At 44.1% G+C, this 17,922-nt stretch carries 15 protein-coding genes and 2 tRNA genes; 9 read left to right on the top strand and 8 right to left on the bottom strand.

Annotated elements, in window-relative coordinates; all coding sequences use genetic code 11:
* The first annotated feature begins 325 nt into the window (after nt 1-325).
* From EMP01_RS05355 to EMP01_RS05365, 3 genes are all read left to right on the top strand, one after another.
* Nucleotides 326-4,615, top strand: coding sequence for a T9SS type A sorting domain-containing protein (locus EMP01_RS05355; RefSeq protein ID WP_129020439.1), 4,290 nt, complete (start codon nt 326-328; stop codon nt 4,613-4,615).
* A gap of 424 nt (nt 4,616-5,039) precedes the next feature.
* A complete protein-coding gene (locus EMP01_RS15775) occupies nt 5,040-6,227 on the top strand; it encodes an exosporium glycoprotein BclB-related protein (protein WP_129020440.1) in 1,188 nt (395 codons plus the stop codon).
* Nucleotides 6,228-6,264: 37 nt separating this feature from the next.
* Nucleotides 6,265-7,041, top strand: coding sequence for a T9SS type A sorting domain-containing protein (locus tag EMP01_RS05365; RefSeq protein WP_129020441.1), 777 nt, complete (start codon nt 6,265-6,267; stop codon nt 7,039-7,041).
* An 86-nt stretch (nt 7,042-7,127) separates the two neighbouring features.
* On the opposite strand, the gene EMP01_RS05370 is transcribed toward EMP01_RS05365, so the two are convergent.
* Both EMP01_RS05370 and EMP01_RS05375 read right to left on the bottom strand, forming a co-directional pair.
* Nucleotides 7,128-8,108, bottom strand: a complete 981-nt coding sequence (locus tag EMP01_RS05370) for a T9SS type A sorting domain-containing protein (protein WP_129020442.1) — start codon at nt 8,106-8,108, stop codon at nt 7,128-7,130.
* Nucleotides 8,109-8,132: 24 nt separating this feature from the next.
* Nucleotides 8,133-8,876 (bottom strand): hypothetical protein, encoded by a 744-nt coding sequence (locus tag EMP01_RS05375; RefSeq protein ID WP_129020443.1) that lies wholly within the window; start codon nt 8,874-8,876, stop codon nt 8,133-8,135.
* A 439-nt stretch (nt 8,877-9,315) separates the two neighbouring features.
* Between EMP01_RS05375 and EMP01_RS05385 the strand changes: the two genes are divergently transcribed.
* The 4 genes from EMP01_RS05385 to EMP01_RS05400 all read left to right on the top strand — a co-directional run bounded on the left by EMP01_RS05385 (nt 9,316) and on the right by EMP01_RS05400 (nt 13,012).
* On the top strand, nt 9,316-9,819 hold the full coding sequence (locus tag EMP01_RS05385; RefSeq protein ID WP_129020444.1) for a hypothetical protein: 504 nt from the start codon (nt 9,316-9,318) through the stop codon (nt 9,817-9,819).
* The gene (locus EMP01_RS05390; protein ID WP_129020445.1) at nt 9,819-11,003 is read left to right on the top strand and encodes a hypothetical protein; all 1,185 of its coding nucleotides are present in this window, start codon (nt 9,819-9,821) and stop codon (nt 11,001-11,003) included. The genes EMP01_RS05385 and EMP01_RS05390 overlap by 1 nt, the downstream gene beginning before the upstream one ends.
* Before the next feature lie 6 nt (nt 11,004-11,009).
* Complete coding sequence (locus EMP01_RS05395; RefSeq protein WP_129020446.1) at nt 11,010-11,420, top strand: hypothetical protein; 411 nt, start codon at nt 11,010-11,012, stop codon at nt 11,418-11,420.
* 68 nt (nt 11,421-11,488) lie between these two features.
* A complete protein-coding gene (locus EMP01_RS05400; protein ID WP_129020447.1) occupies nt 11,489-13,012 on the top strand; it encodes a lipopolysaccharide biosynthesis protein in 1,524 nt (507 codons plus the stop codon).
* Nucleotides 13,013-13,069: 57 nt separating this feature from the next.
* On the opposite strand, the gene EMP01_RS05405 is transcribed toward EMP01_RS05400, so the two are convergent.
* Together EMP01_RS05405 and EMP01_RS05410 are read right to left on the bottom strand one after the other, a co-directional pair.
* Entirely contained in the window at nt 13,070-13,957 is an 888-nt protein-coding gene (locus EMP01_RS05405; RefSeq protein ID WP_129020448.1) for a pentapeptide repeat-containing protein, read from the bottom strand.
* A 322-nt stretch (nt 13,958-14,279) separates the two neighbouring features.
* Nucleotides 14,280-14,777: a MepB family protein gene (locus tag EMP01_RS05410; protein WP_129020449.1), complete on the bottom strand. Its 498-nt coding sequence runs from the start codon at nt 14,775-14,777 to the stop codon at nt 14,280-14,282.
* A gap of 232 nt (nt 14,778-15,009) precedes the next feature.
* Between EMP01_RS05410 and EMP01_RS05415 the strand changes: the two genes are divergently transcribed.
* Nucleotides 15,010-15,795, top strand: coding sequence for a PhzF family phenazine biosynthesis protein (locus EMP01_RS05415; RefSeq protein ID WP_129020450.1), 786 nt, complete (start codon nt 15,010-15,012; stop codon nt 15,793-15,795).
* A gap of 5 nt (nt 15,796-15,800) precedes the next feature.
* On the opposite strand, the gene EMP01_RS05420 is transcribed toward EMP01_RS05415, so the two are convergent.
* The 3 genes from EMP01_RS05420 to EMP01_RS05430 form a co-directional block, all read right to left on the bottom strand.
* Complete coding sequence (locus EMP01_RS05420; protein WP_129020451.1) at nt 15,801-16,310, bottom strand: ATP/GTP-binding protein; 510 nt, start codon at nt 16,308-16,310, stop codon at nt 15,801-15,803.
* Between the two features lie 69 nt (nt 16,311-16,379).
* Nucleotides 16,380-16,452, bottom strand: a tRNA-Lys gene (locus tag EMP01_RS05425).
* 39 nt (nt 16,453-16,491) lie between these two features.
* Nucleotides 16,492-16,564, bottom strand: a tRNA-Lys gene (locus EMP01_RS05430).
* Between the two features lie 185 nt (nt 16,565-16,749).
* Here EMP01_RS05430 and EMP01_RS05435 point away from each other — a divergent pair.
* Nucleotides 16,750-17,385: an MBL fold metallo-hydrolase gene (locus EMP01_RS05435; RefSeq protein WP_129020452.1), complete on the top strand. Its 636-nt coding sequence runs from the start codon at nt 16,750-16,752 to the stop codon at nt 17,383-17,385.
* Between the two features lie 30 nt (nt 17,386-17,415).
* Here EMP01_RS05435 and EMP01_RS05440 read toward each other — a convergent pair whose 3' ends face one another.
* On the bottom strand, nt 17,416-17,889 hold the full coding sequence (locus tag EMP01_RS05440) for a ribonuclease H-like YkuK family protein (protein WP_129020453.1): 474 nt from the start codon (nt 17,887-17,889) through the stop codon (nt 17,416-17,418).
* Nucleotides 17,890-17,922: the final 33 nt, after the last annotated feature.

A 17,922-nucleotide genomic window follows, 5' to 3' on the forward strand; every position in this document is an offset into this window, starting at 1 on the left:
AGATACAGAAGCTTTAGGATGCTAGTGAGGCGCGAAATAATATTGTGCTCGCGAATATGAATTAATGATTTGCCCGCAAGTATGAAAACCCAAGTGTTATGATGATACGTTCCTGTGTGTGTACCAACCGGAGTGCAATAAGCAAGCTTCTGTTTTCTGTCATTCTGTCTACTGTTATTGCCGCAGAGGCACCACATGTTACCTATCTGTACCGACACGGGCAAGCCTGCAAATATTAAATAAAACACTCAAGCTTTGGATACAGCACACTGGCTATGCTGTCCGATCAACTATTTATTTTTTTTAACCAATCAATTATTCTTTTATGAGAAAAGTACTACTCCTCTCTGTACTGGCGCTCATGGCTGTAAACACAAATGCCGCTGACTATTATTGGGTCAACGGCGGCGGCAGCTGGAGCGACCTGAACCACTGGCGCCTGGGCAGCAGCTCGGGCAGCATCCCCAGCATTGTGCCTTCGGCCTCGGACAATGTATTTTTTACCAACCAGAGTGGCTTCGGTACTACCGTAGCCGATCGTACGGTAATCCTCGATGCTAATGGCTTCTGTAATGGCATGAGCTGGGTGGCTGTGCCCAACAGCCCGCTTTTTACTTCGTCCAATGCACTGTACTCTGTACAGGTTAGTGGTAACATGAGTCTGTCGCCTACCACCACCTACAACACTCGCTTTGTGTTTAAGGGGGCTACTCCGGCCAGCCTCACCGCTAATGGTAATGTGCTGGGCGAGCTGACCCTGGAGGTAGATAAACCGGGCGGCAGCCTTATACTGAACGATAACCTGAATATAGCGGCAACTACCACTACTTATGGTGCTGGTGGTGTAACGCTTACCTCTGGTATCCTGGACATATCCGGCAAAACGGTAAACCTTTACCAGCTGTACAGTGATAATATCAATGCCCGCGTGCTGACTATGAACAATGCTACGCTGACCACTGCATCGACCTTCCGCTATACGGGTGCCAATAAGTCGATGAATACTACGGGTTCTAACATTACTGCCGGTGGTATCGTGACCGATGGTGGTACCTATAATAAAGCGACATCGACACTGGCGGGCGGACCGAATACTAATATTATCAACGGGACCACATTCTCGGCTCTGTATTTTACACAAACGCTCCAGGCCTTTTCGGACATTACCAATAACAATACGGTAGATACCCTGGTATTTGCCGGACAAGGTTCTGTAAGCAGCAACAATACCATTGGTAGTATCTATTTTGGTGGTGTTGCATTCATCACGGGTACGAACACCATCCGTAAAGTAACGGCTACAAACAGAACGCAGATCACGGGTACCAACACCATCGACAGCCTGTTGCTGGCGGCCAATAAAGCCACTACACTGGCCGGTACGATCAATATCAGTAATTATATGAAGGCACAGGGTGGTACCTGTCAGGCCTTTACCGAGATTACGGCTACAGACTCTGCCCGATTAATGTTTGGCCCGAGTGCCACCACACTTATCGATAATGTGTTCCTGACCAATATCAAGGCATATGGGGTGATCACTCCTATTGCGGTATCTGGTGTAGATGGCGATGGTAATACTGGTTTTGATATTACTCCGCCAGCCTCGCTCACCGGTACTAATCTGTACTGGGTAGGTGGTGCCGGCGACTGGAACGATAATACGCACTGGAGCTATACCAGTGGTGGTGCAGGTGGTGCCTGTATCCCCTTCATTGCCGATACGGTTATCTTCAACTCGGCCAGTGGCCTGGGCAGCAGTCAGATTGTAGCGACCAGCGGTAACGCCTATTGTTATAATATGAACTGGATGACCGGTGTAGGTACGACTACCTTCAACGAATCGGGCACCGCTGCTATGAATGTATATGGTTCGGTGTCGCTTACGGCTGCTGTGACGATGAATGCGAGCCTGGATTTTATGGGTACCGAAACTACCTCTACCATAAACACAAACGGTAGTACTTTAGGTAGTCTGACCTTTTATGTACGTAAGAAAGGTGCGGGTAAAGTGACACTTATGGACAACTGGTCTAATGCTAATGGTATACTGACCCTGGTAAGCGGAAATTTAAGTACTGCCGGGCGTACACTTAATATTTATCGTTTTGCCGGAGCCTCTGCTACGGCTCGTTCACTGGATATCTCCAATGCCAATATTACCGTGGCTAACAACTGGATTTATAGCGGTGCTAACAAAGCAATCAACTCAACCGGTTCGTTTATCAGTAGTGGTTTTGCATTAAGTATTGATGGTCTGAGCTATCCTAAAATTGATGCGACCTATGCCGCATCTGGTAACCCTCTGGCATTCAATATCAGAAACACTACTATTGGCCAATTAACTTTTACCAGTACCAATGCTGCTTCCAGTGCCAATATCGACAGTTTCAATACTATCGGCCGCCTGGAGTTTAAGGGTTCGGGTGCTATTGAAGGCAGTAGCAACATCATCGATACTCTGCTGCTTGCGGGTGCGCGTGCATACCAGGTTACCGGTACCAGTACCATCAATAAATATCTCTTCGCACAGTCTGCACCTTGTACCGGTCTGCTGGAGATTCGTGGTGCCACAACAGGCGGCTTCCAGTTCGATCCTGCGGCCGTGATCAGCATGAATAATGTGTACCTGCAAAATATGGCTGCAACTGGTGTGCCTCCTGTAGCCGTTACCGGTGCTGATGCCGGTGGTAATACGGGTTGGAACATTACAGCCATCTCTGGTAGCCCTCGTTACTGGATCGGTGGTTCCGGCGACTGGAACGATAATGTACACTGGAGTACAACCAGCGGTGGTGCTGGCGGTGCTTGTATACCTACTCCGTACGACAACGTATTCTTTGACGCAAACAGTGGCTTTACTGCAGGTAGCAAGACGGTTACTGTAAATAATGGTAATGCTTATTGCCGTAACCTGAACTGGGGGGCTGCTACCAATGCCCCTATCTGGAACAAAGCTGCTGCCCTGGCGGTAGAGGTATGGGGTGATACTACAATCCTGAACTCAGCTGCGACCTTCACCGTATCTCCGCTTACCTTCATCAGCAATAATAATGCGGTGATCAGCGGCAGTGCACTGGGCAACTTTGACATCAGACTGGCCAAAGTAGGTGGTAGCCTGAAGTTCCTGAATAACTATTCTAACGTCCTGACCGATATCTATGTGAACAATGGTACCCTGGACCTGTCTGGCCGCACCATGTCGCTGTCCAGCATCAGCAATGAAGGTCTGGCCAATGCTATGGGTATGAACATCAGCAATGCTGTTATTACACTGGATACGGTATGGCAATACACCGGTACTGCTGCGGCTCACACGCTTAATGCTGCCGGATCTACCATCAACACCGAGGTGTTTAATGCACAAGGACTGACTTATAATAATGTAAATGTTTCTGACATCATCAATACCAGTGCGGTAATGAGCAATACTACCGTAGATGGCAAACTGACCTTTACCAATGCCAATACTGCCTCTCAGGCGGGCATTAACGGGGCCAGTAATACTATAGGTACTGTAGAGTACAAAGGTGGTGGTGGTGTATATGCTACCGGAAATGTAATCGATACGATGATCTTCTTCCCGGGTAATACATACACCTTTACTGCCGGAACCAATACTACCATCAATGATGCATGGTATGGCAGCGGTACTCCTTGCCGCCTGACCGAGATCCTGAGCAGCAGCACTACAGCTAATGCTACCATCACTAAACCAAGTGGTGATGTAACTTTTGACTACGTACGTCTGCGCCGCATTACAGCAGCAGGTGCGGCAGCACCATTTGCAGCACAGCAGCATTCGACTAACCTGGGCAATAATACCAACTGGAACATTGCAGCATACAACGGTGCAGCGCCTATCTACGGACTGGGACCTGATACTGCCCTGCTGGCCACTGCATTCCCGTACACCCTGCATACAGACGGCTTCTTCGGAGCACCTTCTTCTCAGTATACATGGAACAACAGCAGCACAGCCGATTCTCTGGTGATTACTGATACCGGTGTATATAGCGTTACCGTAAACTTCGTAGACGGTTGTACCATCAGTGATAATGTGCACATTACCCTGGCGGCACCACTGCCGGTAACCCTGCTGAGCTTTGATGCTGCAGTGGCTAACTGTCAGACCAACCTGGATTGGACCATTACCAATGCTGTAAACTTCAACAGATTTGTGGTAGAGCGCAGCAACGATGGCCGTGCTTACAATGAAATCGGACAGATCGCTTATACAAACGGTAAAGGTGCTTATGCTTATACCGATAAAGCTACCCCTAACGGAAAATCGTTCTATCGCTTACGCCTGGTTGATGCAGACGGTATGTATGCTTACAGCCAGACGGTAACGGCACAATCTGAGTGCAGTACACAAGCTATCGAAGTGTATCCTACACTGACCAAAGGTATGGTGTACATCAACTTACCAGTGGGTTATACCAATGCGAAAATCGAACTGACGACTATCATGGGTCAGGTACTGAACATTCCGGTGGGCACTAACGCTGCTCAGCAAAAAATCAACCTGGGAGGTATGGCTCAGGGTACTTACCTGCTGAAAGTAACCAGCGGTAATGAAACACAAACCTTTAAAGTGGTATATCAACCATAATATTGATTTCACACTTCCGGCCGGTACGTATTGCTTAGACATTGGTGAGTTGTATAAAAGCGATATCCTGTAATCTGATCGGCCGGAGGAGTCACTTTCTCATGCTTAGGTGAATAAATTGCATGAAAACAATCGTAAAATAATAATTTGTCATAAACAATATGTATAAATACAGGCTATGTCTATAGCATGTATTGCATGGAAAGCTCCGTTATAAAAGAGTGTTTACGGTCTTTGTCATTATTAATTGTTTGCATTTACATTAAATTACGGCCAAAGGTCTGTTGCGTCTGCAACGGACCTTTTTGTATTGGATACATTAAACAAAAAAACAAATATTGATTTTTATTAACATGTGTGAACATGTGTTATTTCTCATTTCTGTAAATTCGTGGTACACTCAATCCTCAAAATTTGAAACATTATGAGAAAACTTTACATTTTAGCCGCCTTGTGTCTGGCCTTCAGCATGAACTTGCTCGCCCAGGCACCACAAAAGATTAACTACCAGGCTGTCGTACGCAACAGTTCCGGTAATCCCGTAACCAACCAGGCCGTTTCACTACGCTTCAGCGTACTTGACGGCTCTCCTGTTGGTACTGCCCAGTATGTAGAGACGCAGTCTGTAACAACCAATGGTTTTGGCCTCGCCAATGTGCAGATCGGCACCGGTACGCCAGTCACGGGTACGTTCTCTGCTGTTACCTGGAACTCCGGCAGCAAATACCTGAAAGTAGATGCGGACATTACCGGGGGTACTACCTACACGAACCTGGCTACTTTAGAACTGATCAGCGTTCCTTATGCGCTCAATGCAGAAACCAGCAGCGACAATCGCTGGACCCTGGCCAGTGGCAACATTACCAACAACAACTCTGGTAATGTGGGTATCGGGGGCACGCCTAATGCTGCTGCACAACTGGATATTGCCGCTACCAACAAAGGTATCCTCATTCCGAGGGTTACGCTGGCCAACCGTCCTGCCGCTCCTGTAGCAGGTTTGCTGATTTATCAGACAGATAATACGCCTGGTTTTTATTACTACACCGGTGCAGCCTGGATCAGACTGACCAATACCAGCGATGCCGGTAGCACAGGTGCCATCATTCCTTATGCCTCGGGTTTACCGGTTACACTCACTACCATTGCCGGTGGCCTTGTAGGTACAACGGGTCTGGTCGGTTTCGGTAACTCCGTTTCCGGTGTTTCACTGGTTGGTTCTAACATTGACCTTACCGGTGCGGCAGGTACTTTACTAAACTTCTCTTTCGTATCTCCACGTTCCGGAACCATTACCTCTATTTCGGGCCAGTTCAGCACTACGGCTGCATTGTCCCTGATCGGTAGTACAGTAACCGTTACCGGACAATTGTATTCTGCACCGAGCGGTTCTAATACCTTCAGCCCCGTGGCCGGAGCAACCGTTACGATGGCACCAGCCCTGACCGGTATTATTTCATTAGGTACTGTATCATCTGGTATTACCACTGGTTTGAACATTCCGGTAACTGCCGGTTCCCGTTACCTGATGGTATACTCTGCAACAGCAACAGGTATTACCCTGATCAATACTGTAGCCGGTTATGCCAGCGGCGGGGTGAATATCAACTAAGTACGGCTCATTTTTTTAATTCCTAAAAGAAATTATTATGAAATATATACTTTCAGGATGGGCCGGATTGATGTTATTATGCTTAAGTACACAGGCGCAAGCCCAGTCTGCACTGCCTTATGTGGTAGCAGCAGGTGGTGGCTCTGCTCCGATAGTCTCTGTAGGTTATACTGTAGACTTCACTGTGGGCGAAAGCATCATCGCATCAGTTGGTACTAATCCGCAACTGACACAAGGGTTTCAGCAACCCAGTACCAGTGCCACTCCTCTTCCGGTAGATATGCTGGACTTTACAGGAACTGCGCGCGAAGGGTACAACCTCTTAAACTGGCGCACTGCCCAGGAAAAGAATAACAGTCATTTTGAAATACAACGCAGTACCGACGGTATAAGGTTTACTACAATCGGTACCGTGTACAGCAAAGCCCGGAACGGCAACAGCAGCGGGGAACTGGCCTATACTTACGATGACCGTAGCATTACCGAACCGGTTAATTATTATCGTCTGAAACAGGTAGATCTGGATAAGCACTATGCCTACACCGGTGTGATCAAACTGGTGAATGACGCAAGCCAGTCTTCCATAACCGTATTCCCTAACCCGGTTACGGATAAAGTAAGGGTATCTATAAAAGGAAACTTTGATGGGCTGACTTTACAGGTAGTGGATGTTACAGGTAGAGCAGTACTCAAAGCCATAAAGGTTACTGCTGCAGATACAGACCTTGACCTGTCTGTACTGAGCCAGGGTGCTTACTATATCAAATGCATCCGCAATAACCAGTCTGACGTAATCAAGATTGTTAAACAATAAAGAGTGAACCGACCTGATCCCCTCAGGATTAAAAGCCGACAGCCCCGGAATATTCCGGGGCTGTCGGCTTTTATGAAGAAAGCATGTTAAAGTTTGATTACTTTAAGCTGTTGGGCCGATTGGCCGTTTTGAATACTGAGGAAATAACTACCGGCTGCAATGTGCTGCAGATCCAATGTGCTCACCTGTTTTATGGTCTGGAATGTCCGCACCACTTTACCGGAAAGATCAATCAGGTCCATCGTTACCTTTCCTGAAGGTGCAATGCCCAGGTCTACTGTGATTGATTCCTTCGCAGGATTAGGATAGACATTGGCCTGAACCGGAGCAAGACAAGGATTGCCGCTTGTCAGTATGGTACTATACAATGTTGGCTCGCCCATTTCTCTGATCGCCAGGCGATAGAAATTCCGGCCCTGTAGCGGAGCTGCATCTGTAGCGGTAAACTGTTTGCCGGCCTGCATTACAGCAGCGGTTAAGGGTTGGAATGATTTGCCGTCTGCGCTGCGCTCAATAGTAAAATTACTAGCGATGGCATCATCTGCAGACCAGCTCAATTGTAAAGAACAGGAAGAACCTGCCGTTACTATTAAGTGATGGTATAAGATCGGTAGAGGAACCGAAGTACTGGTCGCCGTAACCCGGTTCAGTAATACATTGTTCAAGCCTGTTGCCGATACATAGTAAGTACCGGTACTTCCCGTACTACTCGTTACAGAGGTAAAGGTAGTCGTAGCTCCTGATTTGATCAGGGACAAGGTATTTTCCTGGTTACCGTTCAGCTCTCCTGCGGCATACCGGATACCTGCCGTACCGGAAAAAGTGATGGCCGGGGCAATGGTATATACATTAGCAATTGTTGCGCCACTGCCTACAGTCAGGGGTGTGGCCGATTGGCTGATGGTATTGTTCTGCAAGGTAATGTCCGCAGAAGGGCTCAATACCAGACCCTGGGTAGAAAATGCTGTACCGGATTTGACGGTAAGGCCTGTGCTGCCGGTGAATAGCTGTGCATGGGCAGCAGTAGTCAGGCCGGCAAGACATAATATGATAGAAATACTTCTCATGGTTATCTGTTTAGGTGGGTAGATTTATAAACCTTTTAATAACAGCGTATACGAGGTATTAGGGTCCTGATTGGTCTGCGTAAACTGGTAAGACAGTACATCTCCAGGCACTACCGATACTGTGCCGCTCACCTCAACAACCGCGGTAGTACCCACCGTAGTAGAAGTAGCGACTGTAGCTGCAACACCCGTACTCACTCCGTTTTTAAACAGGGTGAACGTCGCCGAATGGCTGCCAGATCCCACAACACCGCCAGGGGCTACACGTGCTACAATCCTTAATTTGTAAAAGGTACAGGCATTAGGTACTACATAGCTGGTAATCGGAGAGGTACCATTAACAGAGGTAGTTGCATCCTGGGTCTCATTCACACTGGACTGTCCACCAAGGGAGACAGGGCTGAAGAAAAGCGGCCCAAGCGCCGGACCGCCAGTTTGTTTGTACGCCGCAACTGCCCGGGTCATGATGATGGTTGAATCCTGACCGGCCGAAGAGGCATTGGAAACCGCTGTCCAGGCAGAACCATTATATACATAAAAGCCTGGCGTGTTATCGGTCTGGTAGATCAGCAGACCCGTAGCTGGTGACGCCGGACGGTTTGCCTGGTTCATACGGGGGATCAGTAAACCCTTTCCTGTTGCATTGATCTCCATCATGGCCGAAGAATGAGGTGTAGTAGTACCCACGCCCACCTGGGCAGAAGCCTCATTGGTATGCAGCAGAATGGCTGCAGTTAAAAGCAGCGCTGAAGTAAAGATTGTTTTCATGTTTATTGATTTATATATGGGGAATAAAATTAATGCTAAATGTGTAAAATCCGAATTATATTTTCACTAAATAGTGATAGTACGGTATTTTTTGAGGTTGAAGAGCATATTTTAAGGATAAGAGCACCCCATCGGAGTCCTCTCTATCATTTTATGTATTGTTGATTATTCTGTGATTATGCTGATGCCGCTTAAATCTGCTTTCCCGCTTTTCAGGAATTCATAAGTCAGCCGGTCGGCCTGGCAATTGATGAATTTGATTTTCTTTAAGCTATTGCTCTAAATGTGCGTAACAAAGTTTTTTTCTTATTTGATTGAAGATTATGGAAACTATAGATGTATTAAAAAAAATCTACATTTAATAACCTTTTTTTAACCTCATTTTCAATGCTCACTTTCGTTCTTTGTTTTTATAACTAACATTAAAATTATTACACGTATGAAAAAAATCTTAGTGCTTACCTCCGCTCTTGCAATAGGCTTTACAGCTTGTGACAAAAAGGAACCAAGTCCTGCATCGGCTTCTAATAAACACTCCAATGTAAATTTAAGGACCATAGTAACCGGTGCTCCTGCCACAAGAAGCTGGGATGCAAAAAGGGGAGACTGTTTTAATGGCGGTCAGGATTGCCTGGATGAGGTGGAATGTGTAGCTGCTGCACCAATTGGCCTCTGGGAATTAATTTATAAAGCGATCACAAATCCAAATACTGGTCCGGAAGACATTTTTCGGGTGTATTCAGACTATGCTAGTAATGATGCTAAAAAAGGACTCACAGAGATTTTAGGTACCGACAATTATAATGCTATTCTTTCTGGTGAGTTATTGTTGAAAATTCGTATGAACCCTGATAAGCCAAACACTATATTCTTAGGATTATTTGAAGGTTCCAATCCGGATAGACTTGTATTAGTTGTACCTATAACTAAAGTGCAGCAATAATGTTTTTTGACATAAAAAACCCTATCAACCTTTGCCGTAAAAAGGTCGCGAGAACCTTTTTTACGGTAAAGGTTTTTGCGATTGCAGGAGCCTTAAGCTCATGGATAGGCTGCAGCGATACCAGACATGATAGACACTCAGGTGCAGACAAGCAGATCAGCATAGAGGATTCCATTGTTATTGATGCGAGCAGTATATTTAAACTATATCCAACCACAATCACCAAAAAGAACAGTACAGAAGACTCTGTATTACTCATATTAGATAAAATCGCTTCAGTAGCTTATAAGATAGATACTGATAATAATATTTATGACACCAATGCTATGTCTAAGGCTTTAACTGCAGATATGATTGGTTTTACAATTAATAAACGAAAAATTTATTTCTTGTCTGAAAAGGGCGTAATGGTATTCTCAGGAGAGCCAAATGTTACACCAAAAGCATATGCTTTTGATGTAACTGATGTGAATGTGAATGGGTTTCATACTGCTGCAGGTGAATTTAAGATTATGGATGATGGCAGCTTCCTGATTTGTAAATTCCTGAATGGAGAACGGAATACCAGAGAGGGTTTTGAAAAGTACTTCAGTAGTAAAATAGTGTGTAAAGCGGTTATTGATGAGGGCAAACGATACCTGATAACCAAGGATTTGCAGGACATTACTTTCCCCATAGACTACAGGAAAAATGACTATAATGATGTATACCCCATATTTTATACTCATGGTAATAACATTCGATATGTTTTTCAATACTGGGATTCAATAGGTATTATTACTCCTGAGGGGAAGGAGCGATATGCTATTCCCAAACAATTTTCTGTAAAGACGGAGCCAATACCCGAAGGTGGAGAAAGTAGTAAAACGAAATCTGATGAATATACTTCTACCCGCAATGCCAATATATCGCTCCTGGAATTTAAGGATAAAATACTTGTTTTTCAGCAAATAGGAGCTGAGAAGTATGTAGATGAAGAAACCGGAATGCTTAACGATTACCTGTCTTTGGACAAAAGAATGCTTGTCTTCGATCTGGCTAAGAAACGGTTTGAGGACGTGGCGTATAAACTGCCTCCCAACTGTAATCCCGTAAAGTCTTGTGTATTTAATAACCATTTGTATTTGTTTACTGTAGACGAGGCAAGAGGAAAAATAAAAATTTATATTACAACTTTAAAATAGAAAGGTATGAAATACCTATATGTAGGATTGATGGCAATCTTATCGATAACTTCCTGTAAGGAAAAGGAGGGAAACAGAGACACTGAATTGCTGGAGCAGTACCTTCATAAACAATTTAATGCAGAAATTGCAAAGGATAACAGCACATACGTTTTGCTGTCAGATCAGGCCTGTTCAGGATGTGCAAGATACATTTTTAGAGAGGCCAAAGTTCCACATGATAAGTTCATATTCATTCTTCCTAGACCGTCTGATAACTATATCTATAATCATCCAAATGTTTTAATTGATAGTTCTGCTAATTTAGGAAGACTTAAGTTTCATAGGGGGAATGTCTGTACTATAAAAACTCATGATGGGTTGGTGACTGAAGTCCGGGTTTACGATCCTTCCGAGGTAAAAGATATATTTAAATAATCTGAAGGGAGTTTTTACTAAAATATCTTTCAAAATTAGCTTACTTTATTGGTTAAAATTAATATCCATTGTCAGAAGTAAAAAAACTAGCCGGGCAGACCATATGGTATGGCTTAAGTAGCGTAGTCGCTAAACTGTCCATTAACCTGCTTACTCCTATTTTTACTTATATCCTTAGTACTCCAGAGGGTGTGATTTCTTTAGGTAGAGTAAGTCTTATCTATTCCTATTTCGCTTTCTTGAATATACTGTTTACCTACGGGATGGAAACCGCATACTTTCGGTTTAATAATACCCATAAGGAAGATAGGCGTAATATATTCAATACAAGTTTTGGCTCCTTGCTGATCAGCACTGTGATTTTTTGTATCACATTATTCCTGTTTAATTCAGATATTGACCGGTTTCTGGAATTCGATAATCATGTGGAGTATATTAACCTTGCTATTATCATTCTCTTTTTTGATACCATACAAACGGTACCTTTTGCCAGGCTGAGGAATGAAAATAAGCCGCGAAAATATGCATTTATCAGGGTTACAGGCGTAGCTATAAATATTTTGTCTGTAGTCTTCTTTATGGTGCTGCTGCCCAAACTTGCCGTAAACAATACCGATAGTATCTGGGGAATGATGACCAGAAAGTATTCGGTAGTCACCTTTATCCTATTTAGCAACCTGATTCAGACTGTATTTACTTTTCTAGCCTTGTTTAAAGAGTGGAAAGATTTTACATTTAAGATAGACCGTACGTTATGGAAGAAGATGTTTCAATACAGCTCACCCATGATCATTATTGGCCTGGCAGGAATGGTTAACGAAGTCATTGACCGTCAGATGCTGATCAAATTAATTGACAATACAAAAGAATATGCCCAGACCGTTCAATCAATTTATTCTCAAAATTATAAGCTGAGTATTGTCGTCACCATGTTCATTACAGCTTTCCGAATGGCGGCCGAGCCATTCTTCTTTAGTAAAGCACAGGATAAAAAAGCTCCGGAACTGTATGCAAGAATTATGAAATGGTTTGTGGTCACGGTATGCATTGCCTACCTCCTTACTGCTCTCTTCTTAGATGACATCTGGATCAAATGGCTGGGCCCATCTTACCGCTCAGGTAAATTTGTTGTACCGATACTATTATTAGCAAACGTATTTACCGGGATATATTATAATTTATCTACCTGGTATAAGATTACTGATAAAATGCGCATCGGGGTCGTCATTACCCTATTAGGTGCTGGAATAACATTTGTGGGCAATTATCTTTTTATCCCAGAATTTGAAATGCTTGCTTCTGCATGGACAACTTTAGTATGTTATGCATCAATGGTTATAATCTGCTATTTCTGGGGTCAGAAATATTATCCTGTACCCTATCCGGTGAAAAGGGTATTAACTTACCTGACCACAATTGTTGTTTTATATTTTATTCAGCATAATTTAGGGATTCTGTTCCCTGACAAACATTATATTTTATTACGTTTATCATCAGGCTTGGCATTATTGCTCTTTTTTCTATTGCTGGTATTTAAATTGGAAAAGAAAGAATTGCAAGGAATGCCCCTGCTCAGGAAGTACTTTAAATAACTACGTGTAAATGGGGCTCTGATGGAGCCCCATTGTATGCTTTCCTGCATGCCTGAATTATTCTGTGATTATGCTGATGCCGCTTAAATCTGCTTTTCCGCTTTTCAGGAATTCATAGGTCAGCCGGTCGGCCAGGCAATTGATGAATTTGATTTTCTTCAGGCTATTGCTCTTGAAAAAGGTATTGGTTATGGTTGCATCCTGAAAAGTAACCCGGGTAAAGGTACACTGCTCAAAAGAGCAGTCTGCAATATGACCTCCTAAAACAAGATCTGCAAGGTGTGTGTCCGTGAAGGAAGTATGGTTCAGTACCACATCAGTCATATTGCTTTTTTCCAGTCCGCCGGACCTGATAATCATACCGGTAAAGTCAGCGCCGGAGAAATCACAGCCGCTGGCATAGCTTCCCTGCAGCTCAACGGAGCGCAGCACACAATTGTTGAATTGATTGCCGGATAAGTAGGTGCTTTGAAATTGACTGCCACTGAAGTCGGAACCTGAGAAATCGCAGCTGTCCACATTATTCCTTTTCAGCTGTAGGCCAGACATGTCTGAGCCAATGAATTTACAGCGTTGCATATTAGAAGAACCGAATTTTTCATGAAGGTTCTTTAGACCCGAAAAGTCAGCGTCTGCCCAGTTTCCGCGTGACATATCCCAGCTCAGTTTGCGTTCTGTCTTTACAGGAGTCTCCGCCGGAATGTTAATCGGTTCTGCTGCCGGAGAAGAGGTCGTTGTCTGAAATTGTGCGGAAAAATAATTAAGGTCTACCCCCAGTATTTCGGCCAGTCGGTTAACCGTAATGATATCCGGAACAGATTCTCCCCGTTCCCACTTGCCCACGGCCTGCGGACTGATAAATAAATGTTGCGCCAGTTGCGCCTGAGATAGATTTGCATTTTTTCTGGCCTCGGCAATTTTATTGCCCATGATCTTTGTATCCATAAGGACTGATTTTTATTTTTTATCGATACTGCAAAGGTATCTACGCCAATACCCGATTCGCTGAAAATGCCCTATACCCTTAGTTGTATACACGCTACTTGTGGTTGTATTATGGCAACTGAAAGTGGTATACCGGTTATCATAGACAAAAAAAGGGAAAAATAACTGATTAGCGAGAAAATGTCAGGCGCTGATTGCTACAGCGGTTCTATTAGTATTTCTATTCCTTTCCGAATTTAATGCACTTTGCTGTCTTAAGAAACGATGCCCGCGAAGTGATGCAATCATCAGAGCGAGCCTAAGTATTTTCTATTACTTCCTCTTAGTATTGATTTAAGTGTAAACTAAGTTTATCTATACCCTTTCCTTCAGGGTGAGTTAAGTCAATAAAAAATGCACTCTGCCATTCCTTGGTTCGTGTAGCCTGACTGTTTTCCGGGATGTCCCAATCCGGGTATACCCTGAAACCTCTTTTCCCTGCAACCTGTGCAGAAAGTATATGTTTATCGCATAGTACATGACGGGGGAATAAGAAAATACCAAACCGGGATGCTGTTTCCGTTGCGATAATATAGAAATCGAAATTGTCGCTGGCATGAAAGGGTTCTGTTTGCCCCTGACTGTTTCTTTTCCATAGCGTCACAAATTGCCCGATCTTCTTAGGGGTAATCTTTGCCTTTCTGAATTTGATATTCAGTTTTCCGATCAGAGCATTATAACCGGCATATTCTTCGCATTCCAGGTCTTTGCATATGCTTGTTAGGGCCTGACCATTTGCGGCAAATATTGCATTGGCTACTTTCTTTAGTGTTTCTTCCATTCTATTTCTGTAAGGTGCATGAATCGCAGAAGTGGTATATCCGTCCTGGCATATCCAAAAGTAGTACTAATTGTTTATCCCGCGGGGACTTGGATCTCACCCGTATATTAAAGACTACTGCTGCGGCTTTGGATTCTTGAACATTGAATTACTGTGTCCTATAGAAATAGCAGGTACTGTATCTGTGTCCATAGATATTAAGGGAGTACATTTGAATAAAACAAGCAAGCATATGAAACTTAAGATGTATCACGTAGATGCCTTTACCAGCGAAGTCTTCAAAGGTAATCCGGCAGGAGTCTGTCCATTAGTGGAATGGCTACCGGACGATGCGTTGCAGCATATTGCAGCAGAAAACAACCTTCCCGAAACGGCATTTTACCTCATCAGGGATAGCAAGGTGGAAATCCGTTGGTTTACTCCGACAGTTGAGGTCGACCTTTGCGGACACGCAACACTTGCTGCAGCATTTGTACTGCATCATTGTGAACAGTATGAACACAACATCATCGAATTCTATTCCCCGAGAAGCGGCGCTTTACCTGTAACCGTTCAGGAAGGCAGATTAGTACTGAATTTCCCTACAGATCAGTTTACAGCAATAGCGTTGACAGAAGAGCTGATATCTGCGACAGATAAAATACCGGTTGCGGCCTATAAAGGCAAGACCGATTATATGCTCATATTCAATAACCAGGAAGATATTGAAACCATGCGACCTAACCTGTCCATAATTGCCGGGCTGGATGCACGAGGCATTATAGTAACTGCTCAAGGGAATACCTACGATTTTGTTTCCCGTTTTTTCGGACCAGCTTCGGGTATAAATGAAGATCCTGTTACAGGATCGGCACATACCACATTGACACCATATTGGGCAACACAACTGGATAAAACAGAGCTGCATGCTTTTCAGCTTTCCGCCCGTGGCGGAGCAGTGCATTGCCGTTTGCTGGGAGATAGGGTTGAACTTGCCGGTAATGCAGTGTTGTATATGAAGGGGGAAATTTATATCTGATGCAATCAGGAAATCCTGGCCAGTACCTGGTTTATGCGGTTCTGTAAGGTACCGCTTACTTCGATTGCTTCTATACCAAAATCAGCAATCCAGTCATGAAGCAGATCATCTACCTGGGCCCTGAGTCTGGGCAGATCTGCCTGATGGCCGGGTATCGGGTCCGGCACTTCAATAGGAACAAATACAAAAAGATCTATTTCGGCAATAACCTTTTGAGCGGCTTCAAATAGCAATTGAATATCCCTGCCCGGTTCAATAGCATGGAGATAAGCTAAGATATCAAGGACACATCGGTCAAATATCACATCGTTTTCGCTTTTGGAAATCAGCCTGGCAGAGTAATTAAACTGCTCCATAAAATCATCGGCAGTGGGGATTTCTGAAAATTCATATCCAGATGATTCCATTTGGTAATATGGCTCCGCTTCTAATGCATAACCGGGAAGATGTTCCAGGAGCGCTTCTGCTAATGTGGTTTTACCAACATTGTGTGCACCCAATATGGCTATTCTCATAGTTAGTTCGATTTTGGAATACGACAAAAGTAAAACAGGTTCGCGTTTTGCGAACCTGTTTTACTTTTGTGATCCCGCTGGGACTCGAACCCAGGGCCCATACATTAAAAGTGTATTGCTCTACCAACTGAGCTACGGAATCAATCCGGGGTATTTATTAGAGATGTTTTCCTTCATCTTGTGATCCCGCTGGGACTCGAACCCAGGGCCCATACATTAAAAGTGTATTGCTCTACCAACTGAGCTACGGAATCAGCCCTTATTCACTTTCCGCCGTTGTGGCGTTCCGTAAATGGAATGCAAAGGTATGAAAAAGAAAGCGAATTCACCAAAAAAATTTTAAATAATTCTGAAAATAAATCCCTTAAGACCCTTTTACAATATAGAAGTGCTGAAAAATTACGTTCTTTGTATCCGCAAAACAGATTCTTTAATTATCATGTTACACGTAAAACAATTTACCTGCAATCCGTTCCAGGAAAATACCTATATCCTGTACAATGATCAGCGTCAATGCTGGATCATTGATCCGGGTATGTACGGTGTGGAAGAAGAGCAGCAGGTGTTTCAATTTATAGCAGAAAAGCAACTGGTACCACAGCAGATCATCAATACGCATGCGCATATTGATCACATCTTTGCGGTAGACAGTGTAAAGCAGCGATATAATATACCATTTGGAGTGCATCAGCTGGAAGAACCGATTTTACGCAATGCTGCAAATACAGCAGTAATGTTCGGCTTTAATTTTCCGGTGTCTCCTACCCCAGACTTCTTTATCGAGACCGGTACCATGACGCTGGGCGAAGATACGGTAGAGGTAAGACTGGCTCCGGGTCACTCTCCGGGTAGCGTTGTATTTTATAACGAAGCAGATAATTATGTGATTGCAGGTGACGTATTGTTTCAACGCAGTGTAGGGCGCAGTGACCTGCCGGGCGGTGATCACGATACCCTGATCAACAGCATTCGTACACAATTACTGGATTTGCCTGAAGAGACAGTTGTTCTGAGCGGACACGGTGCATCCACTACAATTGGGGAAGAGAAGCTGCACAACCCATTTTTACGATAGGCTGCGGTGAAGAAGTAATTTCAGTTGTCTTTAATGGATGATGCGGTCTGCGCAGGAAGTGCTGGCAAAGGCATCGGGTTTGGCTTTAAATGCAAAACCCATTCCCATAATGTAACCCATAGCTTCATGCAAGGCTACATTGCTTTTGAAATGAGGATCGGTATTGATGTCGGCATGGACCTCCATCGCTACATCATATGCCGTAAGGATCTCGCAGAGCTCATAAGCGATCTGTATGCTCCGGGTTACCTCCAGCAGCATACGCTCCCGGATCTGGTAAGTACATTTTTCGCTCTGGCGGTGGATAAACATAAATCCGCCTTTCTTTTCACGGAGAAAAACAATAACCGTTGCGAATTCAGTTGTACCGCCAAACACCTGTGAGTCTGTGCCGATGTACAGTTTAATACGATTGCCGAGGGCATGCTCAGCGATGATAGTTTCTTCAACTACTTCTGTAATGGGCTTCTTGAGCCGGGTACCATTTAAACGTTTCCATTCCATAATTAAAAAGTTGTGTATATAGATTCATTCCCT

Source organism: Edaphocola flava, assembly GCF_004118155.1.
GTDB classification, from domain to species: domain Bacteria; phylum Bacteroidota; class Bacteroidia; order Chitinophagales; family Chitinophagaceae; genus Edaphocola; species Edaphocola flava.